The sequence below is a fragment of the Streptomyces sp. NPDC101118 genome (assembly GCF_044759445.1).
Lineage (GTDB): Bacteria > Actinomycetota > Actinomycetes > Streptomycetales > Streptomycetaceae > Streptomyces.
In genome coordinates, this window is the sequence record NZ_JBIVZG010000005.1 from 132,050 (window position 1) to 157,910 (window position 25,861).

Below are 25,861 nucleotides of genomic sequence, written 5' to 3' on the forward strand. Positions count from 1 at the left end.
ACGAGCGTTACCCGGGGATCTTAGGCGCCCTCCGCGTGAGCAGCCAGGGCTCCACGACTCCGAGACCGCGCACCGGCCGCTGCCACATCGGCTGCAGCGCGAAGCGGTACGAGGCGCCCGCCTCGCCCTCCAGCTCCGCCGACTTCTCCGAGACCGGCGCGTCACCCGTACGCCCCAGCTCCTCGGCCAGGGCCCCGTCGACCAGCACCGAGTCCTTCGGCGCTATCGAGGTCAGCCGGCTGGCCAGGTTCACCGTCGTGCCGAAGACGTCGCCCATGCGCGTCGTCACCGTGCCGAACGCGATCCCGACCCGCAGCTCGGGCATCGACTCGTCGGCGCCCAGCGTCTCGATCAGCCGCAGGGCGATCTCGGCGGCCGTGCCGGCGTCGTCGGCCGCGTACAGCACCTCGTCGCCCAGCGTCTTGATCAGCCGGCCCCCGTGTGCGGCGACCAGGTCGGCCGCGGTGGTCTCGAAGGCCTCGACCAGCTCGCCGAGCTCCTCCTCCTCCAGCCGCCGGGTCAGCCGGGTGAAGCCCACCAGGTCCGCGAAGCCCACGGCCAGCCGCCGGTCGACCATCTCCTCGTCGTCCGCCGCCTGGACCACCCGGCCCGTGGCGGCCGCCAGCTGCCGCCGCCAGACGTAGACCAGGAACTCCTCCAGCTCCGGCAGCAGCAGCTCGACGAGGGGGTACGTGACCTCCGTACGGGTCATCCCCGGCTCCGGCGGCTCCGTGAGCCCCTCCAGGAACGAGTCGATCTGCCACTCGGCCAGCCGGGCGGTGGTCTGCCCGGTGGACCGCGCCACCTGCACGGCCATCGGCTCGCTCAGCAGCCCGGCCTCCACCAGGCCCGCCAGGCGCCGCAGCGCCAGCACGTCCGCCTCCGTCAGGGCCTTCGCCTGCCCGATGTCCGCGAAGCCCATCGCCCGCCAGAAGCGGGAGGCGAGCTCCATCGAGACCCCGGCACTGCGGGCCGCCTGGAAGGGGGTGTACCGGCGCTCGGCGCCCAGGATCAGCTGTTCCAGCCGGATCGCGAGCGGGTCGGCGGTCGGTTCGACCGTGTGGTCGACCTCGTGGTGAGGAGTGTGCTGGTCACGCCCGATGGCGGCACCGTGGCCGTTCCCGCCGGTAACAGGAGTGTTGGACGCACCGGAAGCCGTGTCGTCGACGGTCAAGGGCCGCCTCCTGTCCATTCCGTGCACACTGCCCCACCGAGCCGGGTGATCACCGGGGGGACCGGCGACCGCCTAAACCATACGGCAGGTGTGCCGTAGCTCACTCCTCACTCATCACGACTTCCACGCTACTTCCGGAGACCGGCCGGGAGCAGCGGGAGGCCGGATCACGCCAGACCGCGCAGATGGACCACGTCCCCGGCGCCCACCGTCTCCCGGGTCCCCTCGGCTGTACGGAGCACCAGCCGGCCGTCCTCGTCCAGCGCCTCGGCCGTACCGGTGAGCGACCGGCCGCCGGGCAGCTCGGCCCGCACCTCGCGCCCGAGGGTGGCGCAGCCGGCCGTGTAGGCCTCCAGCAGCCCGCTGCGGGCCGCGTCGCCGTCCGCGGCCCGCCAGCGCCCGTACCAGTCCTCGATCGACCGCAGCACGGCCCTGAGCACCGGGTCGCGGTCCGTGACGGCGGCCTTGGCGAGCGCGAGGGACCCGGCGTTCGGCACGGGCAGCTCGCCGGCACCGAGCGTGACGTTGAGGCCGATGCCGATCACCACCCCGCCCGGGTCGCCCGCCACCCGCTCGGCGAGGATGCCGCCGGTCTTGCGCTCCTCCCCCTCCACGGTGACGAGCAGGTCGTTCGGCCACTTCAGGGCCGTGTCCACGCCGGCGGTCCGGGAGACGGCGCCGGCCGTGGCCACCCCGGCGAGCAGGGTCAGCCACCCCCACTGCGCGGACGGCACCCCCTCGGGCTTCAGGAGTACGGAGAAGAACAGCCCGGAGCGGGCGGGCGCCGTCCAGCTCCGGTCCAGCCTGCCGCGGCCGGCGGTCTGCTCCTCGGCGACCAGCACGGCCCCCTCGGGCAGGCCCCCGGCACGTCCGGCGAGGTCGGAGTTGGTGGACCCGGTGGACTCCACGACCTCCAGGGAGGTCCACAGCCCGCCCGGCCGGACGAGGGCCTGGCGCAGGGCTTGGGCGTTGAGGGGCGGCCGGTCGAGGCTGGACCAGCGGCCGTCGGAGGCGGGAGCTGAGGCATCTGAGGGCGTCATGCAAGCCACATTAGGTGTGGGAAACGCCGCACTGCCGAGCGCCATGCGCGCCACTACGCTACGTGGCAGTAGCCATCCGGTTGACCAGGCAGGGAGCCGCGACCCCGATGTCAGAACCCTCAGAGCCGATCGACATCCACACCACCGCGGGGAAGATCGCCGATCTCCAGCGCCGCATCGACGCGGCGGTGCACGCCGGCTCCGAGCGTGCGGTGGAAAAGCAGCACGCCAAGGGCAAATTGACGGCCCGTGAGCGGATCGACCTCCTGCTGGACGAGGGCTCGTTCGTCGAGCTGGACGAGTTCGCCCGGCACCGCTCCACCGACTTCGGCATGGAGCAGAACCGCCCGTACGGAGACGGTGTCGTCACCGGCTACGGCACGGTGGACGGGCGCCCCGTGGCGGTGTTCTCCCAGGACTTCACCGTCCTCGGCGGCTCGCTCGGCGAGGTCTTCGGCCAGAAGATCATGAAGGTCATGGACTTCGCGCTGAAGACCGGCTGTCCGGTCATCGGCATCAACGACTCCGGCGGCGCCCGCATCCAGGAGGGCGTCATGGCCCTCGGCATGTACGGCGAGATCTTCCGCCGCAACACCCACGCCTCCGGCGTGATCCCGCAGATCTCACTGGTCGTCGGCCCGTGCGCCGGCGGCGCGGTCTACTCGCCCGCCATCACGGACTTCACCGTCATGGTCGACAAGACCTCGCACATGTTCATCACCGGTCCCGACGTCATCAAGACCGTCACCGGCGAGGACGTCGGCATGGAGGAGCTCGGCGGCGCGCGCACGCACAACGCCACCTCGGGCGTGGCCCACCACATGGCCGCCGACGAGAAGGACGCGATCGAGTACGTCAAGTCCCTCCTGTCCTACCTCCCTTCGAACAACCTCTCGGAGCCGCCGGCCTTCCCGGAGGAGGCGGACCTGGAGAAGTCGGACGAGGACCGCGAGCTCGACACGATCGTCCCGGACAGCGCCAACCAGCCGTACGACATCCACGCGGTCATCGAGCACGTGCTCGACGACGGCGAGTTCCTGGAGACCCAGGGGATGTTCGCGCCGAACATCGTCACGGGCTTCGGGCGGGTCGAGGGCTTCCCGGTCGGCATCGTGGCCAACCAGCCGATGCAGTTCGCCGGCTGCCTGGACATCAACGCCTCGGAGAAGGCGGCGCGTTTCGTCCGCACCTGTGACGCCTTCAACATCCCCGTCCTGACCTTCGTGGACGTGCCGGGCTTCCTGCCCGGCGTGGACCAGGAGTACGGCGGCATCATCCGCCGCGGCGCGAAGCTGATCTACGCGTACGCCGAGGCAACCGTCCCGCTCATCACCGTCATCACCCGCAAGGCCTTCGGCGGCGCGTACGACGTCATGGGCTCCAAGCACCTGGGCGCGGACCTGAACCTGGCCTGGCCCACGGCGCAGATCGCGGTCATGGGCGCGCAGGGCGCGGTGAACATCCTGCACCGGCGTACCATCGCGGAGGCGGAGGCCGCCGGAGACGGCGACGCCACCCGGGCGCGGCTGATCACCGAGTACGAGGACACGCTGCTCAACCCGTACATCGCGGCCGAGCGCGGGTACGTCGACGCCGTCATCATGCCGTCGGAGACCCGCCAGCACATCGTGAAGGGCCTGCGCCAGCTGCGCACCAAGCGCGAGTCCCTGCCGCCGAAGAAGCACGGCAACATCCCCCTGTAGGGCGCCTGGAGAGGGAGTTCACCATGATCAGGGTCGTCAAGGGCAACCCGACTCCGGAGGAGCTGGCCGCCGCACTGGCGGTGGTCCAAGCGCGCGCGGCGGCGCTGGCCTCGGCGCCGTCGGGCGCTCCCAGGGTCGCCGACGGGTGGTCGGACCCGGCCCGCGTGGCGCGGGCGGGGACGCCCCGCCCGGGTCCGCGCGCGTGGGGCCGTACGTACTGGCCCGCGTGAGGCCGGGGGGCGGTTCCCGCACGTACCCGCCCGCGTCGTCCGTGCGGTGACGGCGCGTGCGTTCCCGGACCGTGTCCGGGGCCCAAGACCGGTGGCGCTTGAGTACCCGTACTCAGGCGCCACCGGCGTCTTCCGGCGCAGGATCGGTACATGCTCTGGTCCGACCCCGAGAACGAGCCGCCGGAGGACATGCGCGCGGCCCAGGCGATGCTCCGCCGGATGACCCTGGTCCTCGTCCTGGCGATGGTGGTGGTGGTCTACGTCCTCGGGGTGCCGTGACGGCTCCTACGATGGGCCGCATGACTGAACCCCGCCGGCTCGTGCTCGCCTCCGCCTCCCCCGCCCGGCTCAACCTCCTCCAGCAGGCGGGCCTCGCCCCGCACGTGATCGTCAGCGGTGTGGACGAGGACGCGCTGAGCGCCGACACGCCGTCCGAGCTGGCCCTGGTCCTCGCCGAGGCCAAGGCCGCGGTGGTCGCCGGGCTGCCCGAGGCCGGCGGCTCGCTGGTGATCGGCTGCGACTCGGTGCTGGAGCTCGACGGCGAGGCGCTGGGCAAGCCGGACGACGCGGCGGACGCGACCGCCCGCTGGACGTCGATGCGGGGGCGTACGGGCGTGCTGCGCACCGGCCACTGCGTGATCGACACGGCCACCGGCGCCCAGGTGTCGGCCACGGCCTCCACGACGGTGCGCTTCGGCGAGCCCACGGACGCGGAGATCGCCGCGTACGTGGCGAGCGGCGAGCCGCTGCACGTGGCGGGCGCCTTCACGCTGGACGGCCGCTCCGCGCCGTTCATCGAGGGCATCGAGGGCGACCACGGGAACGTGATCGGCCTGTCGCTGCCGCTGCTGCGCTCCCTGCTCGGCGAGCTGGGCGTGTCGATCACGGACCTGTGGACCTGACCGGCCCGACGGCCCGGCACCTGACGGCCTGACAGCCTGGCTGACGGACGGCCCGGCTGACGGCCCGACTGACTGATGTTCGGCCGATCTGACGGACTCGGGCGGTGTTCGGCGGGGCTCAGACCGCGGCGGGCGGGGGTACCTCCTCGGCCGCCGCGTTGTCGTCTTCCTCCTTGGCGTACGCCATGAGGGTGAGGACGACGAGCGCCAGGATGACCATCATCGCGGCGAAGGCGCCCCAGCCCACCATGCCGACGACCAGGGCGCCCAGCACGCCGTGCGTGAGCGCGCAGGCGACCAGCAGGAGGCGGGCGGCCCGGCCGGGGGCCCGGTCGCGCGCGGCGACCAGCAGGAGCACGACCGCGCTGGCGGCCAGGAAGGCGCCCATGAAGGCGCCGAGCCCGTAGGTGGCGCCGGACATCAGGTCCGGGTCCATGCCGGCGATGGACATCGACTGCCGGTCGACGGCGGTGCCGAGGACGACGTTCACCAGCACGAGGCCGGCGGCCTCGAGGAACAGCACGATCGCGGCCGCGACGGCCACGAGTCTCCGTGCCACAGCGCCCCACCCCCGTCCGGGCATGTCCATGTCCGCTTGTTCGACGCCCCGGAGGCTACTAACGAGTAAACGCCGGTACAAGGGGTGCGCACGGCTTCGTTATGACTTCCCCAAGCTTCGTCCCGATGGCAAAGATTGATCAGGGGCTTCGTAGGGTCCCCACAAAGAAACCCACCGGGCCGCTGCGCGCGCGGACAGAGACCTTGGCCACACGACGGGGTTACTGTGCAGTTGGGGATTTCCCTGGTCCGTGTCGCCACAAGGGTTTTCGCGCCTCGAGAGAGCCTCGATGGACACTCCATGTGGGCAAGGTCACCGTTGGGGACGGGTCGAAAGGCCGTGTCGGCAGTCCCTAAACTCAGCTTGTTTCAAGGAGGGAGACATCGTGCGCAAGGTGCTCATCGCCAACCGAGGCGAAATCGCTGTCCGCGTTGCCCGGGCCTGCCGGGACGCCGGGATCGCGAGCGTAGCCGTCTACGCCGACCCGGACCGGGACGCTCTGCACGTCCGCGCGGCCGACGAGGCTTTCGCGCTGGGCGGTGACACCCCGGCCGCCAGCTACCTGGACATGGCCAAGGTGCTCCAGGCCGCAGCCGATTCCGGAGCCGACGCCGTCCACCCCGGATACGGCTTCCTCTCCGAGAACGCCGAATTCGCCCAGGCCGTGATCGACGCGGGCCTCACGTGGATCGGCCCGCCGCCGCAGGCCATCCGCGACCTCGGTGACAAGGTCGCCGCCCGTCACATCGCGCAGCGCGCGGGCGCCCCGCTCGTCGCGGGCACCCCGGACCCGGTCTCGGGTGCGGACGAGGTCGTCGCGTTCGCCGAGGAGCACGGCCTGCCGATCGCGATCAAGGCCGCCTTCGGCGGCGGTGGCCGCGGCCTGAAGGTCGCGCGCACCCTCGAAGAGGTTCCGGAGCTGTACGACTCCGCCGTGCGCGAGGCCGTGGCCGCCTTCGGCCGCGGCGAGTGCTTCGTCGAGCGCTACCTCGACAAGCCGCGTCACGTGGAGACCCAGTGCCTGGCCGACAGCCACGGCAACGTCGTGGTCGTCTCGACCCGTGACTGCTCGCTCCAGCGCCGCCACCAGAAGCTCGTCGAGGAGGCCCCCGCGCCGTTCCTGTCGGCCGAGCAGAACGCGGAGCTGTACCGCGCCTCCAAGGCCATCCTCAAGGAGGCCGGCTACGTCGGCGCCGGCACGGTCGAGTTCCTGGTCGGCCTCGACGGAACGATCTCCTTCCTGGAGGTCAACACCCGTCTCCAGGTCGAGCACCCGGTCACCGAAGAGGTCACCGGCATCGACCTCGTCCGCGAGATGTTCCGCATCGCCGACGGCGAGGAACTGGGCTACGGCGACCCCGAACTGCGCGGCCACTCCTTCGAGTTCCGCATCAACGGCGAGGACCCGGGCCGCAACTTCCTGCCCGCGCCCGGCACCGTCACCGTCTTCGCGCCGCCGACCGGCCCGGGTGTCCGCCTGGACGCCGGCGTCGAGTCCGGCTCGGTCATCGGCCCGGCCTGGGACTCCCTGCTGGCCAAGCTGATCATCACCGGCGCCACCCGCGAGCAGGCGCTGCAGCGTGCCGCCCGCGCGCTGGCGGAGTTCAACGTGGAGGGCATGGCCACGGCCATCCCGTTCCACCGCGCGGTCGTGTCCGACCCGGCGTTCGCGCCGACCGACGGCACCCCGTTCAAGGTCCACACCCGCTGGATCGAGACCGAGTTCGTCAACGAGATCCCGGCCTTCGCCGCCCCGGCGGCCGAGGAGGCCGACGAGGAGCCGGGTCGCGAGACCGTGGTCGTCGAGGTCGGCGGCAAGCGCCTCGAGGTCTCCCTGCCGTCCTCCCTCGGCATGACGCTGGCCCGCACCGCCGCCGCCGGCGGCGCCAAGCCGAAGCGCCGCGCCGCGAAGAAGTCCGGCCCGGCCGCCTCCGGCGACACGCTGGCCTCCCCGATGCAGGGCACGATCGTGAAGGTCGCGGTCGAGGAGGGCCAGGAGGTCAAGGAGGGCGACCTGGTGGTCGTACTCGAGGCGATGAAGATGGAGCAGCCGCTGAACGCGCACCGCTCCGGCACGATCAAGGGCCTCGCGGCCGAGGTCGGCGCCTCCATCACCTCCGGCGCCGCGATCTGCGAGATCAAGGACTGACGTCCGCCGCAGCCGTACGAAGGCCCCGGCCGGGATCTCCCGGCCGGGGCCTTCGCGTACCGCTCTCAGCGCCGCCGCATGTCCGCCACGCGGGGCCGGTCGGCCGCTCCCGGGTCCGGGAGGGAGACCGCACTGCGCAGCTGGGGCCCGCCGCGCCGCTGGACGGGCAGCGGTGACTCCCGGCGCGGGCGCCGGCCCGGCAGGCCCTCCCCGCCGGACGGCACCGCGGTGCCCGCGACGGTGATCTGGACGCCCTGGTCGGCCAGCGCCTGGAGCTCGGTCTGCGCCCGGTCGTCGTGCGCCGGCGGCTCGTCCGTGACCAGCCGGGTGATCACGTCGGTCGGCACCGTCTGGAACATCGTGTCGGTGCCCAGCTTGGTGTGGTCGGCGAGGACCACCACCTCGGCCGCCGCCTGCACCAGCGCCCGGTCCACGCTCGCGGAGAGCATGTTGGAGGTCGACAGGCCGCGCTCCGCGGTGAGCCCGCTGCCGCTGAGGAAGGCCCGCGAGACCCGCAGCCCCTGGAGGGACTGCTCGGCACCGCTGCCCACCAGGGCGTAGTTGGAGCCCCGCAGGGTGCCGCCGGTCATCACGACCTCGACCCGGTTGGCATGGGCCAACGCCTGGGCCACCAGGAGGGAGTTGGTGACGACGGTCAGTCCGGGCACCCGGGCGAGCCGGCGGGCCAGCTCCTGGGTCGTGGTGCCCGCGCCGACGACCACGGCCTCGCCCTCTTCGACGAGACCCGCGGCGACATCGGCGATGGCGGTCTTCTCCGCCGTCGCGAGATGGGACTTTTGCGGAAAGCCGGACTCCCGCGTGAAACCGCCCGGCAAGACCGCACCGCCGTGCCGGCGGTCGAGGAGTCCTTCTGCCTCCAGTGCCCGCACGTCCCGCCGTACGGTCACTTCGGAGGTCTGGACGACGCGGGCGAGCTCACGGAGCGATACCGCCCCGTTGGCACGCACCATTTCGAGGATCAGTTGGCGACGTTCAGCAGCGAACACGAAACTGACAGTAACCCCAACGACCGTCTGCTTTCAGCTCTTTGCGCCGAATTACAGGAGTTGTTCGCAGGGCGGGGCAACTAGTGGTATACGCAAGCCAAAGACTGTGCGTACCGCCCGCGGCGGCTCGTCGCCCCGCCCCAATGCCCTTGCGGAAAAGGGGGGTTAGACCTCGCCGGTCGCCTTGCGGGTGTGCAGCTGACGGGCGACCTCCGCGATCGAACCCGACAGCGAGGGGTACACCGTGAACGCGTTTGCGATCTGCTCGACCGTCAGGTTGTTGTCGACCGCGATCGAGATGGGGTGGATCAGCTCGCTCGCACGCGGGGAAACGACCACGCCGCCGACCACGATGCCCGTGCCGGGGCGGCAGAACAGCTTCACGAAGCCGTCCCGGATGCCCTGCATCTTGGCGCGCGGGTTGCGCAGCAGCGGCAGCTTGACCGTACGGGCCTCGATCTTGCCCGCGTCCACGTCGGCCTGCGTGTAGCCGACGGTGGCGATCTCCGGGTCGGTGAAGACGTTCGAGGAGACCGTCTTGAGGTTCAGCGGGGCCACCGCGTCGCCCAGGAAGTGGTACATCGCGATGCGGCCCTGCATGGCCGCCACCGACGCCAGCGCGAAGATGCCGGTGACGTCGCCGGCCGCGTACACGCCGGGGGCGGAGGTGCGGGAGACCTTGTCGGTCCAGATGTGGCCCGAGTCCTTCAGGCGGACGCCGGACTCCTCCAGGTTCATGTCGCTGGTGTTCGGGATCGCGCCGACCGCCATCAGGCAGTGCGTGCCGGAGATGACCCGGCCGTCGGCCAGCGTGACCTCGACCCGGTCCCCGACCCGCTTGGCGGACTCGGCACGGGCGCGGGAGATGACGTTCATGCCGCGGCGGCGGAACACGTCCTCCAGCACGGCGGCCGCGTCCGGGTCCTCGCCCGGCAGCACGCGGTCGCGGGAGGAGACGAGCGTGACGCGGGAGCCCAGCGCCTGGTACGCGCCGGCGAACTCGGCACCGGTGACACCGGAGCCGACCACGATGAGCTCCTCGGGCAGCTCCTCCAGGTCGTAGACCTGGGTCCAGTTGAGGATCCGCTCGCCGTCGGGCAGCGCGTCGGGGATCTCCCGCGGGTGGCCACCGGTCGCGATCAGCACGGCGTCGGCGGTCAGGATGGTCTCGGTGCCGTCGGCGGCCGTGACGATGACGTCCCGGGTGCCGTCGATGCCCTGCGGGCCGCCGAGCTTGCCGCGGCCGCGCATGACGCGGGCACCGGCGCGGGTGACGGAGGCCGTGATGTCGTGGGACTGGGCCAGCGCGAGGCGCTTCACACGCCGGTTGACCTTGCCGAGGTCCACGCCGTGCACCCGGGCCGCCTCCTCCAGCGGAGGGGTGTCGTCGGCGACGATGATGCCGAGCTCCTCGTAGGAGGAGTCGAAGGTGGTCATCACCTCGGCCGTCGCGATGAGGGTCTTCGACGGAACGCAGTCGGTCAGCACCGACGCCCCGCCCAGACCGTCGCAGTCGACGACGGTCACCTCCGCGCCGAGCTGGGCGCCAACCAGCGCCGCCTCATACCCGCCGGGTCCGCCGCCGATGATCACGATCCGGGTCACGAAAAAGCCGCCTCACGTCAACCCGGCCGGCTGCCGCCCCGGCCGGGGTCCGGGGGTGAACCCCGGGGGATGCTGTCCGTACCCCATTGTCCAGCATCTCCAAGGCTCGGTTCGACTGGCCGTCTCCGACGCGCGACGACGGAATCGCAGCCCGGCCGACGGGGATCCGCGGCACACTCGGACGGCACCCACGCCCGCCCCTCCCGTACCCTCGACACCATGTCGCTCTACGCCGCGTACGCCGGCAACCTCGACGCGCGGCTGATGACCCGCCGCGCACCGCACTCCCCGCTGCGTGGCACGGGGTGGCTCAACGGGTGGCGGCTCACCTTCGGGGGTGAGCAGATGGGCTGGGAGGGCGCCCTCGCGACGATCGTCGAGGCCCCCCGCTCCCAGGTCTTCGTCGCCCTGTACGACATCGCCCCGCTCGACGAGGACTCCATGGACCGCTGGGAGGGTGTCGGCCTCGACATCTACCGCCGGATGCGGGTCCGCGTCGACACCCTGGACGGCGAGGAGCCGGCCTGGGTGTACGTGCTGAACGGCTACGAGGGCGGTCTGCCCTCCGCCCGCTACCTCGGGGAGATCGCCGACGCCGCCGAGTCCGCCGGCGCCCCCCACGACTACGTGATGGAGCTGCGCAAGCGCCCCTGCTGACGGCCGGCGGGAAGGCCCCCCGGCGGACCTTCCCGCGCCTCCGGGAGCCGTCCCGCGACACCACAAGCGGCAAATCGTCGGAAACGACAAAGCAACGATCGGAACACCGTGAGCTGTGCCATCTACGCGCGTAGGGATTGAGCGGCTACCCTCGTCCGCGTGAACGCATCTGTTACCGACCCCCACGCTGCCGCCGCCGACGCCGCCGCCCGTCTGCGCGAGCTGACCGGCGCCGAGACGCACGACGTCGCCCTGGTGATGGGCTCCGGCTGGGCCCCCGCCGCCGAGGCCCTGGGCGCCCCCGAGTCCGAGTTCCCCGTCACCGAGCTGCCCGGCTTCCCGCCGCCGGCCGTCGAGGGACACGGCGGCAAGATCCGCTCGTACAAGATCGGCGACAAGCGCGCGCTGCTCTTCCTCGGCCGCACCCACTACTACGAGGGCCGCGGCGTCGCCGCCGTCGCCCACGGCGTCCGCACGGCCGTCGCCGCCGGCTGCAAGACCGTGGTCCTCACCAACGGCTGCGGCGGTCTGCGCGAGGGCATGAAGCCCGGCCAGCCGGTCCTGATCAGCGACCACCTGAACCTCACCGCGGCCTCGCCGATCGTCGGCGCGAACTTCGTGGACCTGACCGACCTGTACTCGCCGCGCCTGCGCGCGATGTGCAAGGAGATCGACCCCTCCCTGGAGGAGGGTGTCTACGTGCAGTTCCCCGGCCCGCACTACGAGACCCCGGCCGAGATCAACATGATCCGCGTCCTGGGCGCCGACCTGGTCGGCATGTCGACCGTCCTGGAGGCCATCGCGGCCCGTGAGGCGGGCGCCGAGGTCCTGGGCATCTCCCTGGTCACCAACCTGGCGGCGGGCCTGTCCGGCGAGCCCCTGAACCACGAGGAGGTCCTGCAGGCGGGCCGCGACTCGGCCGCCCGCATGGGCCAGCTGCTCACCCAGGTCCTCGCCCGGATCTGAGCCGCAGGACGCGACGCGACGTACGAGAAGAGGCGGATGTAGTGCAGGACGACCTGATCACCCGGGCCCGGGCCTGGCTGGCCGAGGACCCGGACCCGGAGACCGCGGCGGAACTGGCCGCGCTCGTCGACGCCGGTGACACCGCGGAGCTGGCCGACCGGTTCTCCGGCACCCTCCAGTTCGGCACCGCGGGACTGCGCGGCGAGCTCGGCGCCGGCCCGATGCGGATGAACCGCGCCGTGGTGATCCGCGCCGCGGCCGGTCTCGCCGCGTACCTCAAGGCCAAGGGCCACGACGGCGGCCTCGTCGTCGTCGGCTACGACGCGCGGTACAAGTCCGCCGACTTCGCGCGCGACACCGCCGCCGTGATGACCGGCGCCGGGCTGCGGGCGGCCGTGCTGCCGCGCCCGCTGCCCACGCCCGTCCTCGCCTACGCCATAAGGCACCTGGGCGCCGTCGCCGGCGTCGAGGTGACCGCGAGCCACAACCCGCCCCGGGACAACGGCTACAAGGTCTACCTGGGCGACGGCTCGCAGATCGTGTCCCCCGCGGACGCGGAGATCGCCGAGCAGATCGCGGCGGTCGGCGCGCTGGCCTCCGTACCCCGCCCGGACAACGGCTGGCAGCAGCTGGGCGACGAGGTCCTGGAGGCCTACCTGGCACGTACGGACGCCGTCCTGACCCCCGGGTCCCCCCGGGGCGTGCGGACCGTCTACACGGCCATGCACGGCGTCGGCAAGGACGTGGTGCTGGCCGCCTTCGACCGGGCCGGGTTCCCCGCGCCCGTGCTGGTCGAGGAGCAGGCCGAGCCCGACCCGGCCTTCCCCACGGTGGCCTTCCCCAACCCGGAGGAGCCGGGCGCCATGGACCTGGCGTTCGCCACGGCCGCCCGCGTGAGCCCGGACATCGTGATCGCGAACGACCCGGACGCGGACCGCTGCGCGGTCGCGGTCCCGGACGACGCGGCCGAGGGCGGCTGGCGGATGCTGCGCGGCGACGAGGTCGGCGCGCTGCTGGCGGCCCACCTGGTGCACAAGGGCGCGCAGGGCACGTTCGCCGAGTCGATCGTGTCCTCCTCCCTGCTCGGCCGGATCGCGGACGCCGCGGGCCTGCCGTACGAGGAGACGCTGACCGGCTTCAAGTGGATCAGCCGCGTCGAGGGCCTGCGCTACGGGTACGAGGAGGCGCTCGGCTACTGCGTGGACCCCGAGGGTGTGCGCGACAAGGACGGCGTCACCGCCGCCCTGCTGGTCGCCGAGCTGGCCTCGGTGCTCAAGGAGCAGGGCCGCACCCTCACCGACCTGCTGGACGACCTGGCCATGGAGCACGGCCTGCACGCCACCGACCAGCTGTCGGTGCGGGTCCAGGACCTGTCGGTCATCGCGGACGCGATGCGCGCCCTGCGGGAGCGGCCGCCGGTCTCCCTGGCCGGCCTGCGGGTGGTCTCGGCCGAGGACCTGTCGGAGGGCGCCGGCAAGCTGCCGCCCACGGACGGGCTGCGCTACTACCTCGACGGCACCTACAAGGCGCGGGTGATCGTCCGCCCGTCCGGCACGGAGCCCAAGCTCAAGTGCTACCTGGAGGTCGTCGTGCCGGTCGCCGACGCCGCCGACCTGGCCCCGGCCCGCGCACGCGGCGCCGAGGTGCTGGCGGGCGTCAAGAAGGACCTCGCGGCCGCCGCGGGCATCTGACCCCGGCACCGCGAAGGGCCCCGGACCTGCCGGTCCGGGGCCCTTCCGCGTCCCGGCGCGCGTGCCGTGCCGGACCGTGCTGTGCTCGTAAGTGGGAAAGCCCCGCGAGTACGGGAGGAACCATGGCGACCAAGAACCTGCGGGCCCGCGACATCATGACCGCGGGTGTGCAGTGCTGCGGCGAGCACCAGACGCTGCTCGACGCCGCGCGCATGATGCGGGACCTCGACGTCGGCTGTCTGCCCATATGCGGCGACGACCAGCGCCTCCAGGGCCTGATCACCGACCGGGACATCGTGATGAAGTGCTGTGCCGAGGGCCTGGACCCGGCCACGATGAAGTGCGGCGAGCTGGCCGGCACCCTCCACTGGGTGTCCGCCGAGGCCAGCGCCCAGGAAGCGGTGGACACGATGGAGGTCCACCAGATCAAGCGCCTGCCGGTGATCGACGTGTCCAACGGACACCGTCTGATCGGCATGATCACCGAGGCCAACGTGGCGAAGAACCTGTCGGACGCGGAGATCGCCGCCTTCGTGAGCCGCGTGTACGTGGCCCACTGACGGCACGCCGCGCCGCGACGCCACACCGGAACCACACCCCCACGCCGGCCGGGACGTCCCGCACACGCGCCCCGGCCGGCGGCCGCACCGCCGCACGGCCGGACGCACGTGCCCCGCCTGCCCCGGGCAGGCCCCGCGTGCCCCGCGCAGGCCCCGCGTGCCCTACGGCATCGGTGCGGGCTTGAGCACCGCGAAGGGCGCCCCGTGCGGGTCCGCGATCCAGGCGATGGTGCCGACGTCCGGCAGGTCCGTCGGCGGCATCAGCACCGATCCGCCCGCCGCCTCCGCCTTCGCGACCGTCGCGGCCGCGTCGGCCACCGCGAAGTACGGGATCCAGCGCGCCGGCACCTCCTCGGCGTGCGGCACCGCGTCGGAGGGCGCGACCCCGCCGAAGGAGGCGTCCTGGATGTCGCCGTCGGCCGTCGACAGCACGCGGTACGTCATCCCGGGCGTGGGCATCTCCTGGGACCGCCACCCGAACAGGGAGCCGTAGAAATCGATCGAGGCGACCGGGTCGTCGGCCATCAGCTCGACCCACACCAGCGTGTCGTCCTCGGAGGTCTTGCCGAGCCCCTTGGTCCTGCCCGGCTGCCAGATGGCGAACTGGGCGCCGCCGGGGTCGGTGAACTGGCCCATCCAGCCCTCCCCCATCACGTCCATCGGCTCGGCGCGGACCGTGCCGCCGCCCTTGGTCACGGCCTGCGCGGTCGCCTGGGCGTCGTCGGTGCTGAAGTACACCATCCAGGCCGGCCGGGCGCCCTCCTCCGTGAGCGGGCCGACGGCGGCGACCGTCTTGCCGCCCAGCTCGAAGAAGCCGTAACCCCCGGCCTCGGGGCCCGCGGAGACGAAGTGCCAGCCGAAGACGGCGCCGTAGAACGCGGCCGTCGCGTCGGTGTCGGGCGAACCGAGGTCGAGCCAGCTGGGCGAGCCGTGCACGAATGCGGTACCGAGCATGCGGGATCCCTCCAGGGGTTCCGGGTGCGGATGTCCCCGGCCACCCTGGCGGAAACGGCACTCCCCGCGCCCCCGACTCCCCGCGGGGTCATCCCCTCGGAGGACCCCCGGCCACGGCGTCCTACGTAGGCGAGGGGGTCGCCCGTACGATCTCGCCGAGCGTCGGCACGGCCTCGGGCCGGGCCCGCACCGCCTCGGTGCACTCCCACGCGCGCGGCGGGTCGGCGTCGGGGCCGCCCAGCACCACCGGGCCCCCGGGCCGCGCGGCGGTGTCCGCGAAGGTGCACACGATCTGCGCCAGCGCCAGCGGCGGCAGGTCCTCGGGCTTGCGGCTCAGCCGCAGCGTCCCCTTGGGGTCACCGGCCCGCGCGGGCGCCACGCCCAGCCCGTCCGGCACCCCGGTCGAGAACCCGGCGTCCCGCTCCTCCGCGGTCGGGTCCTTCTGCAGCTCGGCCAGCAGCGCCTGCGCCTCGCGCACCGGCTTCTTCTCGACGCCCGGCAGCACCCGCTTCACGCCCACCAGCTGGGAGCCGCAGACCAGTTCCACGTCGGCCGTCACCTCGTCGCCGACCGGGCGCACCTGGTCGGCCGGCGTGTCGCACGAGACCCGCGAAGGGGCCGCGCCCACGTCGACGGGCACGGTGGTGGCCCGGATCCCGCAACCGGAACCGAGCAGTCCCACGCCCACCACCGAGGCGACCACGCCCCACACCCAGCGGGCCCTCATCGTGCACCGGCCTCTCCGAGCGGCGGCACCGGCAGCCGCAGCGTGAACAGCGCGCCGCCCTCCGGCGCGTTCTCGGCGGTGATGTCGCCGCCGTGGATGTGGGCGTTCTCCATCGCGATGGAGAGCCCGAGACCGCTGCCGTCCGAACGCGGCCGGGAGGCACTGGCCTTGTAGAACCGGTCGAAGACGTGCGGGAGCACGTCCTCCGGGATGCCGGGGCCGTTGTCCTTGACGGCGATGACCAGCGTGTCGCCGTCCCGGGCCGCCTCGGTGCGCACGGACACCCGCACCGGGGACCCGCCGTGCTTGAGGGCGTTGCCGATCAGGTTCGCCAGGATCACGTCCAGGCGGCGCGGGTCCAGGCGCACCACGATCCCGCGCTCCGCGTCGAGTTCGACCGCGTCCAGCCAGGCCCGGGCGTCGATGCAGGCCGTCACCTGGTCCGCGACGTCCACGTCGTCGACCACCAGGCGGGCCGTGCCCGCGTCGAAGCGGGTGACCTCCATGAGGTTCTCGACCAGGTCGTTGAGCCGCCGCGTCTCGCTCACCACGAGCGTCACCGCGGGCGCGATCATCGGGTCGAGGCCGTCCACCTCCTCCTCCAGCACCTCCGTGACCGCGGTCAGGGCCGTCAGGGGCGTGCGCAGCTCGTGCGACATGTCCGCCACGAACCGGCGGCTGGACTCCTCGCGGGCGCTCATGTCCGCGACCTTCTTCTCCAGCGCCTCCGCCGTCTTGTTGAACGTGTGCGAGAGGTCGGCGAGTTCGTCCGTACCGGACACGTCGAGGCGCGTGTCGAGCTCGCCCTCGCCCAGCCGCCGGGCCGCGTCGCCCAGCCGCTGCACGGGCTTGAGCACGGTGGTGGCCGCCGCCTGCGCGAGCAGCGCGGAACCCAGCAGCGCCAGCGCCGTCGCGATGCCGAGCGACCAGGCCAGCGAGTTGAGGTCCGCCCGCTCCTGCGCCAGCGACTTGTACATGTAGCCGGTCGGCCCGCCGCCGACGATCCGGGTGCCGCCGACCAGGTACGGGTTGCCCCTGGGCTTCGTACGCTGCCAGTACACGTGGTACTCGGAGTCGTTCGCCGCGGTGACCTTCTGACGGTCGTTCACCGCGTGCTGGAGCGACTTGGGCACCTCGGCCAGCGAGAACGCGTCGGGACCCGCCGAGCCGAAGACCTTCCGGCCGTCCTTCTTCTCGTCCACCAGCAGCACGCTGTAGCCCGGGCTGCTGCCCGCCATCAGCTCCGCGGTGCGCTGGAGTTCCTCCGGCGTCGGGTCACCGGGCAGCGCGGCGGCACGGTTCTGCATCTCCTGCCGGAAGTCCCCCAGGGCGGCGTCCTGGGTACGCGTCAGCACGGCCTCGCGGTTGAGCCAGTACGCGATCCCGGAGGCGGACACGGCGGCGGTCAGCGCGACCAGCGCGAACACGATGATGAGCCGCAGTCGCAGGCTGGTCCAGCGCCTGCCCGCGAGCAGCGGGCGGATCACTGCGGGGAGTCCAGGCGGTAGCCGACGCCGCGCACGGTCCGGATCAGCGTGGGCGAGGACGGCACGTCCTCGACCTTGGCGCGCAGCCGCTGCACGCACGCGTCCACCAGGCGCGAGTCACCCAGGTAGTCGTGCTCCCAGACCAGCCGCAGCAGCTGCTGGCGCGACAGCGCCTGCCCCGGCCGGCGGCTCAGCTCCAGCAGCAGCCGCAGCTCCGTCGGCGTGAGCTGCAGGTCCTCGCCGTTCTTGGTCACGGTCATGGCGGCCCGGTCGATCACCAGCGACCCGAAGACCGCGGAATCACTGGCCTCGCGTTCGCCGCGGCGCAGCACGGCACGGATACGGGCGTCCAGGACCCGGCCCTGGACGGGCTTGACGACGTAGTCGTCGGCCCCGGACTCCAGCCCGACCACCACGTCGATGTCATCGCTGCGCGCGGTGAGCAGGATGATCGGCAGCTGGTCGGTGCGGCGGATCCGGCGGCACACCTCGAAGCCGTCGATCCCGGGCAGCATCACGTCCAGCACGATCAGGTCCGGCCGCTGCTCGCGCAGCAGCTTCAGGCCGTCCTCGCCCGTCGCCGCGGTGGCCACACGGTGGCCCTGGCGTGACAGGGAGAGTTCGAGGGCCGTGCGGATGGCGTCGTCGTCCTCGATCAGCAACAGGAAAGGCACGCGCTCATTCTGTCCCATGGCCCGTTCCGCTTTCGACCGTCAGGACGTCCCTTCCCGCCGCCGCGCCGCGCCGCGCGGGGACGCGCCGGTCGCTGTGACAGGCCTGTGACAGTCGACGGACACCCCGGTTAAGTCGGACGGGCAGGCTTCTGGTCAACGGAACGAACAGACTCCACGACGGGGGGCGCGAGATGAACACGCTGCACAGCACCACCACCAGCGCGGTTGTCACGCGGCTGCACGATGCGACCCGTCGAGCGGGTGGTGCGGGTGTCCGTACCGGGATCCGCCAGCGGTCCGCACACGTGGTGGCCATCGACGCGAACACCTACGGGGTCCCGGTCGAGGAGCAGCTCTCCTCGACGGCCGAGGCCGAGTTCACCGCCTACGTCCAGGAGCGCCGCGCCTCGCTCTACGCGACCGCGTACCACCTGACGGGCGACCGCCACGAGGCCGAGGACCTGCTCCAGAGCGCACTGTTCTCCACCTACCGCGCCTGGGACCGGATCAGCGACAAGGCGGCCGTCGGCGGCTACCTGCGCCGCACGATGACCAACCTGCACATCAGCGCCTGGCGCCGGCGCAAGCTCAACGAGTACCCGACCGAGGAGCTGCCCGAGACGGTCGGCGAGACGGACGCGATGCGCGGCACCGAGCTGCGCGCGGTGCTCTGGCAGGCGCTGGCGAAGCTGCCCGAGCCGCAGCGCACGATGCTGGTGCTGCGCTACTACGAGGGCCGCACCGACCCGGAGATCGCGGAGATCCTGGACATCAGCGTCGGCACCGTGAAGTCGAGCATCTGGCGCTCCCTGCGCCGGCTGCGCGACGACGAGACTCTGAGCTTCGGCCAGTCCGAGGCGGAGTCCTTCGGCGAGCTGGTGGCGTAGTCGCACACGCCACCAGCTGGGTACCACCGGCCACGGGGGACCGTCCTACGGGGGTGGGACGGGGGCCATGGGGGATGAGGGAGCGGGACCGGAAGCCGTCGGGGGTCGGCTGAAGGTCCCGCTCCTTCGCGTTTCCGTACGACGCGGCTAGGTCGTGTCTTTCGGATCAGGCCGGATCAGGGAGCGGGGCCTGGTGCGTGCGATCGCAAGGCGGAGGAGAGAGTCAACGCGGTGGGGGCACCCCCAGCGGTAGCTGGGGGACGTTGGCGACCGACGACAACGCGGCGAGCGTGCGTGCCAGGCCCCGCGAGCCCGGCCTGATCCGAAAGACACGGCCTACGCGGCGGCGGTGGTGTCGGCCGTGGAGCGGTGCCGGCCGGCGGCCGCCGCGGCGAGGCGGCCCAGCGCCTCGTCCCGGGCGCACGCGTGGGCACCCAGTGCGGTGTGCCGGGCGACGATCCCGCGCTCGGCCCGCATCAGCCGCCAGCCGCGGCGCAGCAGGAACGGCACGGACTTCCGGCCCTCGCGCAGGTCGCGCAGCAGCCGGCGGCGGAACGTCGTCGACGGCCGGCCGCGCAGGCAGATCGCGTCGGCCAGCAGCCCGAGCTCCTGGCACCGGGCCACGATGTCCGCCGCGAAGATGCCCTCGGCGATGAACAGCGGGGTCCGGGAGATGTCCAGCGTCTCCGTGCCGGTGCGCGAGCTCGTCGAGATGTCGTAGACCGGCACTTCGGTGCGCCCGGTGCGGCACAGCGCGGCGACGGCGGCCACGGCCGTGTCGGCGTCCCAGGAGAGCGGGGAGTCCCAGTCGATGTCGGAGCTGCCCTCGACCAGGGGGAGGGAGGGGTCGGTGCCCTCCTTGTAGAAGTCGTCGAGGCGCAGCACGGGCAGCCCGGACCGGGCGGCCAGCGAGGACTTGCCGGACCCCGAGGGACCCGTCAGCAGGACGACGCGCGTCGGAAGAGGAGATGAACAGCTCACGGAACACCAGTTTGACTCCTCCCTCTCCAAAAGCCAAAAGGCCTGCAAGGAGGGGATTCCTGGCTCACGCAGCCCGGCGGGCCGTCGGCCTGCCGGGTCTTCCGCGATCAGCACCAGCCGGGGCGAGACCGGCCCGGGTAAGCATCACGCGCGCGGAGTTCTTGTCCCGGGGAGAGACCGCGCCGCACGCGGTGCAGGTATGGGTTCGTTCCGACAGCGGCAGCGCGTGCTTGGCTCTCGCTCCGCACCGTCCGCAGTCCAGGACAGCGGTCCCACTCGCCGAGCAGTGCGGTCAGGGCCGTCGACGACACCCGGAGGCGGTACGTGAACCGGGCGTACGAGGTGCCGGCCGGCCTGGGGGTTGTCGTCACGGAGCCGACCGTAGCTCCGGCGCCGGGCGGCGGGGCCGGCTTCGCGGAACCGGCCACGAACGGGTGACTGCGCGGTCCCCCGCGTAGGGGACCCATCGGAGGCCCTGTTGGTATTCGGCATCACATGTCAACTACGCTGCGTGCGCATCCGATTACCCCGATCAGGTGGGATCCCATGGCACGTCACGCACTCCCAGGAAACACCCGGCGCGCGCTGCTCGGCGCGGGACTGACGGTCTCGATGGCCGGGGCGGCGCTCGGCATCGCGAGCTCGGCAGCGCAGGCGGAGGAGATCTCCGTGCCGCACGCGCTGGCGGGGGCGGTGGGTCCCGTGAAGGGGCTGCAGGTGGATCCGCTGGCCAACACCGGGGTGGACCCGCTCGACAACGGGGTGGGCACCTCCGTGGGCGGGTTCAAGCCGGTCAGCACCACGGCGGTGACGGACACGGTCACCAGGGGCGCGAAGATCGGCGAGCTGCCGGGGGTCGCGCTGCTCTCGCCGCTGCTGCCGGGCTGAGGCGCGTACCGGGTACGACGGAGCCCCCGGCCGCGGTGTGTGCGGCCGGGGGCTCCGTACGGGGTCCTGCGGGTCAGTACGAGGAGCCGGAGGCGCCCAGGGAGCCCGTGGGGTGCCAGACGGTCTTCGTCTCCAGGAAGGCCGTCATGCGCTTCGTGCCCGGGTCGGCCGCCCAGTCGTCCACAGGCTGTGGACGGAGGACGCGCTTCAGGTTGTCCGCCGCCGCGACCTCCAGGTCCTTGGCGAGGGCCGCGTCGGCGCCCGCCAGGTCGATCGCGTTGACGTCCTGGTGCGCGGCCAGGTGCGGGCCCATCTCCGCGGCCTTGCCGGAGAGGATGTTGACCACGCCGCCGGGCAGGTCGGAGGTGGCCAGCACCTCGCCCAGGGAGAGGGCGGGGAGCGGGGACTTCTCCGAGGCGATCACGACGGCCGTGTTGCCGGTGGCGATCACGGGGGCGACCACCGAGACCAGGCCCAGGAAGGACGAGTCCTGCGGGGCGACGACGGTCACGACGCCGGTCGGCTCCGGGGTGGAGAGGTTGAAGAACGGACCCGCGACCGGGTTGGCGCCGCCCACGACCTGGCCGATCTTGTCGGTCCAGCCCGCGTACCAGACCCAGCGGTCGATCGCCGCGTCCACGACCGCGCCGGCCTTGGACTTCGACAGGCCCTCGGCCTCGCCGACCTCGCGCACGAACTGGTCCCGGCGGCCCTCCAGCATCTCGGCGATGCGGTAGAGGACCTGGCCGCGGTTGTACGCGGTCGCGCCGGACCAGCCGCCGAAGGCCTTGCGGGCCGCGACGACGGCGTCACGGGCGTCCTTGCGCGAGGAGAGCGGAGCGTTGGCCAGCCACTTGCCCTTGCTGTCGGTCACCTCGTACACCCGGCCGCTCTCGGAGCGGGGGAACTTGCCCCCGACGTACAGCTTGTAGGTCTTGAAGACGTTCAGACGGGTCGACTCAGACATCGAGGTAAGCCTCCAGGCCGTGGCGGCCGCCCTCGCGGCCGAAGCCCGACTCCTTGTAGCCGCCGAAGGGCGAGGTCGGGTCGAACTTGTTGAACGTGTTGGCCCAGACGACGCCGGCGCGCAGCTTGTTCGCGACGGCGAGGATGCGGGAGCCCTTCTCCGTCCAGATGCCCGCGGACAGGCCGTACTGGCTGTTGTTGGCCTTCGCGACGGCCTCGTCCGGCGTACGGAAGGTCAGCACGGACAGCACCGGGCCGAAGATCTCGTCGCGGGCGACGGTGTGGGCCTGGGTGACCTTGGTGAACAGGGTCGGGGCGAACCAGTAGCCGGAGGAGGGCAGCTCGCAGGCCGGGGACCAGCGCTCGGCGCCCTCGGCCTCGCCGGTCTCGGCGAGGGCGGTGATGCGGGCGAGCTGCTCGGCGGAGTTGATGGCGCCGATGTCGGTGTTCTTGTCCAGCGGGTCGCCCAGCCGCAGGGTGGACAGGCGGCGCTTGAGGGAGTCCAGCAGCTCCTCGTGGATCGACTCCTGGACCAGCAGGCGGGAGCCCGCGCAGCAGACCTGGCCCTGGTTGAAGAAGATGCCGTTGACGATGCCCTCGACGGCCTGGTCGATGGGGGCGTCGTCGAAGACGATGTTGGCGCCCTTGCCGCCCAGCTCCAGGGTGACCTTCTTGTCGGTGCCGGCGATCTGGCGGGCGATGGCCTTGCCGACCGCGGTCGAGCCGGTGAAGGCGACCTTGTTGACGTCCGGGTGCTCGACGAGGGCCGCGCCCGTGTCGCCGTAGCCGGGGATGATGTTGACGACGCCCTTGGGCAGGCCGGCCTGGCGGCAGATGTCCGCGAAGAACAGCGCCGAGAGCGGGGTGGTCTCCGCCGGCTTCAGGACCACGGTGTTGCCGGTGGCGAGCGCCGGGGCGATCTTCCAGGCCAGCATGAGCAGCGGGAAGTTCCACGGGATGACCTGGCCGGCCACGCCGAGGGGGCGCGGGTTCGCGCCGTAGCCGGCGTGGTCGAGCTTGTCGGCCCAGCCCGCGTAGTAGAAGAAGTGCGCGGCGACCAGGGGGAGGTCCGCGTCGCGGGTCTCCTTGATCGGCTTGCCGTTGTCCAGGGTCTCCAGGACGGCGAGCTCGCGGCTGCGCTCCTGGATGATCCGGGCGATGCGGAAGAGGTACTTGGCGCGCTCGGAGCCGGGCAGCGCGGACCAGGACGCGAAGGCCTTGCGGGCGGCCTTCACGGCGCGGTCGACGTCGGCGGCACCGGCCTGGGCGACCTCGGCGAGGACCTCCTCGGAGGACGGCGAGACGGTCTTGAAGACCTTGCCGTCGGCGGCCTCGGTGAACTCGCCGTCGATGAACAGGCCGTACGACGGTGCGATGTCGACGACGGAACGCGATTCCGGCGCCGGTGCGTACTCGAATGCGGATGCCATGGGAATCAGTCCACCGTCACGTAGTCGGGGCCGGAGTAACGGCCGGTGCTCAGCTTCTGGCGCTGCATGAGCAGGTCGTTCAGCAGGCTGGACGCGCCGAAGCGGAACCACTCGTTGGTCAGCCAGTCGTCGCCCGCGGTCTCGTTGACCAGGACCAGGAACTTGATGGCGTCCTTGGTGGTCCGGATGCCTCCGGCGGGCTTCACGCCCACCTGGATTCCAGTCTGCGCCCTGAAGTCACGAACGGCTTCGAGCATGAGCAGGGTGTTGGCGGGGGTGGCGTTGACGCCGACCTTGCCGGTCGAGGTCTTGATGAAGTCGGCGCCCGCGAGCATGCCGATCCAGGAGGCGCGGCGGATGTTGTCGTACGTCGACAGCTCGCCGGTCTCGAAGATGACCTTCAGCCGGGCGGCGCTGCCGTCCTCGCGGACGCACGCCTCCTTGACGGCCTTGATCAGCTCGTAGGTCTCCAGGTAGCGGCCCGCGAGGAACGCGCCGCGGTCGATGACCATGTCGATCTCGTCGGCACCGGCGGCGACGGCGTCGCGGGTGTCGGCGAGCTTCACCGGGAGGGCTGCGCGGCCGGCGGGGAAGGCCGTGGCCACGGAGGCCACCTTCACGTCGGCGCCGTTCAGCGCTTCCCTGGCCGTGGCCACCATGTCGGGGTAGACACAGACGGCGGCGGTCATCGGGGTGGTGCGGTCGGTCGGGTCGGGGTTGACGGCCTTGGCGGCGAGCGCCCGGACCTTGCCCGGGGTGTCAGCGCCTTCCAGCGTCGTCAGGTCGATCATCGAAATGGCCAGGTCGATGGCGTACGCCTTGGCCGTGGTCTTGATCGAACGGGTGCCGAGCGCGGCAGCGCGCGCCTCCAGGCCGACGGCGTCCACGCCGGGCAGCCCGTGGAGGAAGCGGCGCAGTGCGCTGTCGGACGTCGTCACGTCAGCGAATGCGGTGATGGTGGGCATGGTCACCAGATGAGCATATCTACGCGCGTAGCGACCTGTCACCCCCCACCGCTCCTCCGAGCCCGACGTGACACATCTGTGATGGGTGGGGGCCGCCGACGGCACCTCTCCGCTGCGTCCCGCGGGGCGCGGTGAGGCAGAATCGCGCACATGACCACTCCCCCGCCCCCCGCCGAGCCCGTCTACGCGGACCGCACCTACCGGTCCCCCGCCGCGCTGGTGGCCGGCGTCCTGCTGCTGGGCCTCCTCGGCTGGCTGTGCGGGGACGCGATCGTGCGCGGCACGGGGCGGGCGCCCTGGTTCGCCGGGGCCTCGCTGCTGCTGGGCGTGCCGCTGATCGTCGCCTTCACCCTGCGGCCGGTGGTCTTCGCCAACGACGACCGGCTGCGCGTGCGCAACCCGTTCCGGCTGATCGTGGCCCCCTGGGGGGCCGTGGACGCGCTGCGCGCCGCGTACTCCGCGGAACTGCTCGCGGGCGGCAGGAAGTACCAGCTCTGGTCGGTCCCGGTCTCCCTGCGCCAGCGGAAGCGTGCCAACCGCACCTTCAGCCGCCGCGACGCGATCACCGGCACCTCGGCCGGGTCGGCCGCGGCACCCAGGGAGGACCGCCGGGCCACCGCCGACCGCACCATCGCGGAGCTGAACGAACTCCACGAGCGGAACGCCGGGCGGCCGACCGCGCAGGGCGAGATCACGGTCCGCTGGGCGTACGAGATCCTCGTGCCGCTCGCCGCCGGGGTGGTCATGTTCGTGGTGCTGCTCGCCACAGGGTGACCCGGGCAACCACCCGGAACCGCGCCGGGCGGCCCCGGCGTCACTCAAGGCGTGCAACACCGTCATGAGCTGGGCGGCAGTGCCGCCATACGACTCCGCACCGTGAGCTGCGTGCTGCTCCTCGCGCACCTCGCGCTGGTCGGCTGGGTGACGCTGCGCCCGCTTGACGTGCCGTGGGCGGCGGCCGCGAACCTGAGCCCGCTGGAGGGGATCCGGGCGGACCTCGCGTACGGGCCCGTGGAGGCGGCGCGCAGGATCGGCGAGGGGCTCGTGCTGCTGGCGCCGCTCGGTGTCCTGCTCCCGCTGGCCGGCGGGCGGCTGACCGTCTCGCCGCTGGCCTCGTTCGTCCGCACCACCGCCGCCGGGGCGCTCGTCTCGTCGGCCATCGAGCTGCTGCAGACCGGGGTGCCGGGGCAGGTGGTGGACGTGGACTCGCTGCTGCTGAACACCGTCGGCGTGGCACTGGCGCACCTGGCCGTCGTACCGGTGCTGCGGGCGCGGCTGCGGCGCGCGCGGGCGGCGGCGCGGGCCGCCGAGCCGCCCGCCGGGCCCGGATCTCAGGGGTCGACCCCGAGGATTTCCAGGGTCGGGATCGCCCCGTGGAGCGAGGTTCTGTCCGCGGTGCCGCGGGAGTATTGAGGCATCGCAGAAAGCGAGCCGACACAAGGAGTGACCATGAGCGCGCCTCTTATCCGCCCCTCCGAAGGACGAATGATCGGCGGCGTCTGCGCCGCGCTGGCGCGACGCTTCGGCACCTCGGCGACCACGATGCGGGTGATCTTCCTGGTGTCGTGCCTGCTGCCGGGTCCGCAGTTCCTGCTGTACCTGGCGCTGTGGGCGCTGCTGCCCTCGGAGAAGAGCCCGAAGACCGCCTGGTAGGACACG

The 25,861-nt window shown here is 72.3% G+C and carries 27 protein-coding genes and 1 pseudogene; 14 read left to right on the forward strand and 14 right to left on the reverse strand.

The annotated features are described in order from the left end of the window. Positions 1-7 precede the first annotated feature (7 nt). Positions 8-1,174: an adenylate/guanylate cyclase domain-containing protein gene (locus ACIQUQ_RS11695; RefSeq protein ID WP_403974126.1), complete on the reverse strand. Its 1,167-nt coding sequence runs from the start codon at positions 1,172-1,174 to the stop codon at positions 8-10. A gap of 167 nt (positions 1,175-1,341) precedes the next feature. Beyond that, the gene (locus tag ACIQUQ_RS11700) at positions 1,342-2,214 is read right to left on the reverse strand and encodes a biotin--[acetyl-CoA-carboxylase] ligase (protein ID WP_403974128.1); all 873 of its coding nucleotides are present in this window, start codon (positions 2,212-2,214) and stop codon (positions 1,342-1,344) included. 107 nt (positions 2,215-2,321) lie between these two features. On the opposite strand from ACIQUQ_RS11700, the gene ACIQUQ_RS11705 reads away from it, so the two are divergent. From ACIQUQ_RS11705 to ACIQUQ_RS11720, 4 genes are all read left to right on the forward strand, one after another. Beyond that, entirely contained in the window at positions 2,322-3,917 is a 1,596-nt protein-coding gene (locus ACIQUQ_RS11705) for an acyl-CoA carboxylase subunit beta (RefSeq protein WP_403974130.1), read from the forward strand. A 23-nt stretch (positions 3,918-3,940) separates the two neighbouring features. After that, positions 3,941-4,147 (forward strand): acyl-CoA carboxylase epsilon subunit, encoded by a 207-nt coding sequence (locus tag ACIQUQ_RS11710; RefSeq protein ID WP_403974132.1) that lies wholly within the window; start codon positions 3,941-3,943, stop codon positions 4,145-4,147. 150 nt (positions 4,148-4,297) lie between these two features. Further along, positions 4,298-4,426: a morphogenic membrane protein MmpB gene (mmpB, locus tag ACIQUQ_RS11715; RefSeq protein WP_403974135.1), complete on the forward strand. Its 129-nt coding sequence runs from the start codon at positions 4,298-4,300 to the stop codon at positions 4,424-4,426. A gap of 11 nt (positions 4,427-4,437) precedes the next feature. After that, complete coding sequence (locus ACIQUQ_RS11720; protein ID WP_403974138.1) at positions 4,438-5,049, forward strand: Maf family protein; 612 nt, start codon at positions 4,438-4,440, stop codon at positions 5,047-5,049. A 118-nt stretch (positions 5,050-5,167) separates the two neighbouring features. Here the strand turns inward: ACIQUQ_RS11720 and ACIQUQ_RS11725 are convergent, their stop codons facing one another. Next, on the reverse strand, positions 5,168-5,608 hold the full coding sequence (locus ACIQUQ_RS11725; RefSeq protein ID WP_403974140.1) for a hypothetical protein: 441 nt from the start codon (positions 5,606-5,608) through the stop codon (positions 5,168-5,170). Positions 5,609-5,993: 385 nt separating this feature from the next. On the opposite strand from ACIQUQ_RS11725, the gene ACIQUQ_RS11730 reads away from it, so the two are divergent. Beyond that, positions 5,994-7,757: an acetyl/propionyl/methylcrotonyl-CoA carboxylase subunit alpha gene (locus ACIQUQ_RS11730; RefSeq protein ID WP_403974142.1), complete on the forward strand. Its 1,764-nt coding sequence runs from the start codon at positions 5,994-5,996 to the stop codon at positions 7,755-7,757. Between the two features lie 65 nt (positions 7,758-7,822). Here the strand turns inward: ACIQUQ_RS11730 and ACIQUQ_RS11735 are convergent, their stop codons facing one another. Then, a complete protein-coding gene (locus ACIQUQ_RS11735; protein WP_403974145.1) occupies positions 7,823-8,764 on the reverse strand; it encodes a DeoR/GlpR family DNA-binding transcription regulator in 942 nt (313 codons plus the stop codon). A gap of 165 nt (positions 8,765-8,929) precedes the next feature. Further along, the gene (locus ACIQUQ_RS11740; protein WP_403974148.1) at positions 8,930-10,369 is read right to left on the reverse strand and encodes an NAD(P)H-quinone dehydrogenase; all 1,440 of its coding nucleotides are present in this window, start codon (positions 10,367-10,369) and stop codon (positions 8,930-8,932) included. Between the two features lie 219 nt (positions 10,370-10,588). Here ACIQUQ_RS11740 and ACIQUQ_RS11745 point away from each other — a divergent pair, with 219 nt between their 5' ends. From ACIQUQ_RS11745 to ACIQUQ_RS11760, 4 genes are all read left to right on the forward strand, one after another. Beyond that, positions 10,589-11,026, forward strand: coding sequence for a gamma-glutamylcyclotransferase (locus tag ACIQUQ_RS11745; protein WP_399946441.1), 438 nt, complete (start codon positions 10,589-10,591; stop codon positions 11,024-11,026). A 159-nt stretch (positions 11,027-11,185) separates the two neighbouring features. Then, positions 11,186-11,992, forward strand: coding sequence for a purine-nucleoside phosphorylase (locus ACIQUQ_RS11750; RefSeq protein ID WP_399946438.1), 807 nt, complete (start codon positions 11,186-11,188; stop codon positions 11,990-11,992). Between the two features lie 41 nt (positions 11,993-12,033). Further along, positions 12,034-13,683, forward strand: coding sequence for a phospho-sugar mutase (locus ACIQUQ_RS11755; protein WP_403974152.1), 1,650 nt, complete (start codon positions 12,034-12,036; stop codon positions 13,681-13,683). 122 nt (positions 13,684-13,805) lie between these two features. Then, positions 13,806-14,243, forward strand: a complete 438-nt coding sequence (locus tag ACIQUQ_RS11760; RefSeq protein ID WP_403974155.1) for a CBS domain-containing protein — start codon at positions 13,806-13,808, stop codon at positions 14,241-14,243. A 162-nt stretch (positions 14,244-14,405) separates the two neighbouring features. Here ACIQUQ_RS11760 and ACIQUQ_RS11765 read toward each other — a convergent pair whose 3' ends face one another. From ACIQUQ_RS11765 to afsQ1, 4 genes are all read right to left on the reverse strand, one after another. Beyond that, the gene (locus tag ACIQUQ_RS11765) at positions 14,406-15,197 is read right to left on the reverse strand and encodes a VOC family protein (protein ID WP_403974158.1); all 792 of its coding nucleotides are present in this window, start codon (positions 15,195-15,197) and stop codon (positions 14,406-14,408) included. Between the two features lie 121 nt (positions 15,198-15,318). Next, on the reverse strand, positions 15,319-15,924 hold the full coding sequence (locus ACIQUQ_RS11770; protein ID WP_403974161.1) for a hypothetical protein: 606 nt from the start codon (positions 15,922-15,924) through the stop codon (positions 15,319-15,321). Further along, a complete protein-coding gene (locus ACIQUQ_RS11775; protein WP_403974164.1) occupies positions 15,921-17,411 on the reverse strand; it encodes an ATP-binding protein in 1,491 nt (496 codons plus the stop codon). The genes ACIQUQ_RS11770 and ACIQUQ_RS11775 overlap by 4 nt, the downstream gene beginning before the upstream one ends. Next, entirely contained in the window at positions 17,408-18,085 is a 678-nt protein-coding gene (gene afsQ1, locus ACIQUQ_RS11780; RefSeq protein ID WP_399946423.1) for a two-component system response regulator AfsQ1, read from the reverse strand. The genes ACIQUQ_RS11775 and afsQ1 overlap by 4 nt, the downstream gene beginning before the upstream one ends. Before the next feature lie 191 nt (positions 18,086-18,276). Here afsQ1 and ACIQUQ_RS11785 point away from each other — a divergent pair, with 191 nt between their 5' ends. Next, complete coding sequence (locus tag ACIQUQ_RS11785; protein WP_403974166.1) at positions 18,277-18,972, forward strand: SigE family RNA polymerase sigma factor; 696 nt, start codon at positions 18,277-18,279, stop codon at positions 18,970-18,972. 336 nt (positions 18,973-19,308) lie between these two features. Here the strand turns inward: ACIQUQ_RS11785 and ACIQUQ_RS11790 are convergent, their stop codons facing one another. Both ACIQUQ_RS11790 and ACIQUQ_RS11795 read right to left on the reverse strand, forming a co-directional pair. After that, positions 19,309-19,953 (reverse strand): ATP-binding protein, encoded by a 645-nt coding sequence (locus ACIQUQ_RS11790; protein ID WP_403974169.1) that lies wholly within the window; start codon positions 19,951-19,953, stop codon positions 19,309-19,311. Between the two features lie 64 nt (positions 19,954-20,017). Further along, positions 20,018-20,215, reverse strand: a pseudogene (locus ACIQUQ_RS11795) (zinc ribbon domain-containing protein); the annotation flags it as partial. Between the two features lie 284 nt (positions 20,216-20,499). On the opposite strand from ACIQUQ_RS11795, the gene ACIQUQ_RS11800 reads away from it, so the two are divergent. Then, positions 20,500-20,841 carry a hypothetical protein gene (locus ACIQUQ_RS11800; RefSeq protein ID WP_403974172.1) on the forward strand — a complete coding sequence of 114 codons (342 nt, stop codon included), beginning with the start codon at positions 20,500-20,502 and terminating at the stop codon, positions 20,839-20,841. 73 nt (positions 20,842-20,914) lie between these two features. Here ACIQUQ_RS11800 and ACIQUQ_RS11805 read toward each other — a convergent pair whose 3' ends face one another. Genes ACIQUQ_RS11805 through deoC form a run of 3 tightly spaced genes read right to left on the reverse strand, consistent with a single transcriptional unit; the run spans position 20,915 to position 24,202 of the window. Continuing rightward, entirely contained in the window at positions 20,915-21,808 is an 894-nt protein-coding gene (locus ACIQUQ_RS11805; RefSeq protein ID WP_403974174.1) for an aldehyde dehydrogenase family protein, read from the reverse strand. Next, positions 21,801-23,237 carry an aldehyde dehydrogenase family protein gene (locus ACIQUQ_RS11810; RefSeq protein WP_403974176.1) on the reverse strand — a complete coding sequence of 479 codons (1,437 nt, stop codon included), beginning with the start codon at positions 23,235-23,237 and terminating at the stop codon, positions 21,801-21,803. The genes ACIQUQ_RS11805 and ACIQUQ_RS11810 overlap by 8 nt, the downstream gene beginning before the upstream one ends. Before the next feature lie 5 nt (positions 23,238-23,242). Further along, a complete protein-coding gene (gene deoC / locus ACIQUQ_RS11815; protein ID WP_403663909.1) occupies positions 23,243-24,202 on the reverse strand; it encodes a deoxyribose-phosphate aldolase in 960 nt (319 codons plus the stop codon). A 150-nt stretch (positions 24,203-24,352) separates the two neighbouring features. Here deoC and ACIQUQ_RS11820 point away from each other — a divergent pair, with 150 nt between their 5' ends. The 3 genes from ACIQUQ_RS11820 to ACIQUQ_RS11830 are packed head-to-tail and all read left to right on the forward strand — an operon-like array spanning position 24,353 to position 25,855. Next, positions 24,353-24,976: a PH domain-containing protein gene (locus tag ACIQUQ_RS11820; RefSeq protein ID WP_403974178.1), complete on the forward strand. Its 624-nt coding sequence runs from the start codon at positions 24,353-24,355 to the stop codon at positions 24,974-24,976. A gap of 51 nt (positions 24,977-25,027) precedes the next feature. Beyond that, positions 25,028-25,615, forward strand: a complete 588-nt coding sequence (locus ACIQUQ_RS11825; RefSeq protein WP_403974180.1) for a VanZ family protein — start codon at positions 25,028-25,030, stop codon at positions 25,613-25,615. A gap of 36 nt (positions 25,616-25,651) precedes the next feature. Continuing rightward, positions 25,652-25,855 carry a PspC domain-containing protein gene (locus tag ACIQUQ_RS11830; RefSeq protein ID WP_399946401.1) on the forward strand — a complete coding sequence of 68 codons (204 nt, stop codon included), beginning with the start codon at positions 25,652-25,654 and terminating at the stop codon, positions 25,853-25,855. The last annotated feature ends 6 nt before the right edge of the window (positions 25,856-25,861 follow it).

What these genes read in the sequence shown, in the direction of transcription:
- ACIQUQ_RS11700 (WP_403974128.1), bottom strand. Translation starts at nt 2,214, where the DNA reads ATGACGCCCTCAGATGCCTCAGCTCCCGCCTCCGACGGCCGCTGGTCC.
- ACIQUQ_RS11705 (WP_403974130.1), top strand. Translation starts at nt 2,322, where the DNA reads ATGTCAGAACCCTCAGAGCCGATCGACATCCACACCACCGCGGGGAAG.
- ACIQUQ_RS11710 (WP_403974132.1), top strand. Translation starts at nt 3,941, where the DNA reads ATGATCAGGGTCGTCAAGGGCAACCCGACTCCGGAGGAGCTGGCCGCC.
- mmpB (WP_403974135.1), top strand. Translation starts at nt 4,298, where the DNA reads ATGCTCTGGTCCGACCCCGAGAACGAGCCGCCGGAGGACATGCGCGCG.
- ACIQUQ_RS11720 (WP_403974138.1), top strand. Translation starts at nt 4,438, where the DNA reads ATGGGCCGCATGACTGAACCCCGCCGGCTCGTGCTCGCCTCCGCCTCC.
- ACIQUQ_RS11745 (WP_399946441.1), top strand. Translation starts at nt 10,589, where the DNA reads ATGTCGCTCTACGCCGCGTACGCCGGCAACCTCGACGCGCGGCTGATG.
- ACIQUQ_RS11760 (WP_403974155.1), top strand. Translation starts at nt 13,806, where the DNA reads ATGGCGACCAAGAACCTGCGGGCCCGCGACATCATGACCGCGGGTGTG.
- ACIQUQ_RS11765 (WP_403974158.1), bottom strand. Translation starts at nt 15,197, where the DNA reads ATGCTCGGTACCGCATTCGTGCACGGCTCGCCCAGCTGGCTCGACCTC.
- ACIQUQ_RS11770 (WP_403974161.1), bottom strand. Translation starts at nt 15,924, where the DNA reads ATGAGGGCCCGCTGGGTGTGGGGCGTGGTCGCCTCGGTGGTGGGCGTG.
- ACIQUQ_RS11785 (WP_403974166.1), top strand. Translation starts at nt 18,277, where the DNA reads ATGAACACGCTGCACAGCACCACCACCAGCGCGGTTGTCACGCGGCTG.
- ACIQUQ_RS11800 (WP_403974172.1), top strand. Translation starts at nt 20,500, where the DNA reads ATGGCACGTCACGCACTCCCAGGAAACACCCGGCGCGCGCTGCTCGGC.
- ACIQUQ_RS11805 (WP_403974174.1), bottom strand. Translation starts at nt 21,808, where the DNA reads ATGTCTGAGTCGACCCGTCTGAACGTCTTCAAGACCTACAAGCTGTAC.
- ACIQUQ_RS11810 (WP_403974176.1), bottom strand. Translation starts at nt 23,237, where the DNA reads ATGGCATCCGCATTCGAGTACGCACCGGCGCCGGAATCGCGTTCCGTC.
- deoC (WP_403663909.1), bottom strand. Translation starts at nt 24,202, where the DNA reads ATGCCCACCATCACCGCATTCGCTGACGTGACGACGTCCGACAGCGCA.
- ACIQUQ_RS11820 (WP_403974178.1), top strand. Translation starts at nt 24,353, where the DNA reads ATGACCACTCCCCCGCCCCCCGCCGAGCCCGTCTACGCGGACCGCACC.
- ACIQUQ_RS11830 (WP_399946401.1), top strand. Translation starts at nt 25,652, where the DNA reads ATGAGCGCGCCTCTTATCCGCCCCTCCGAAGGACGAATGATCGGCGGC.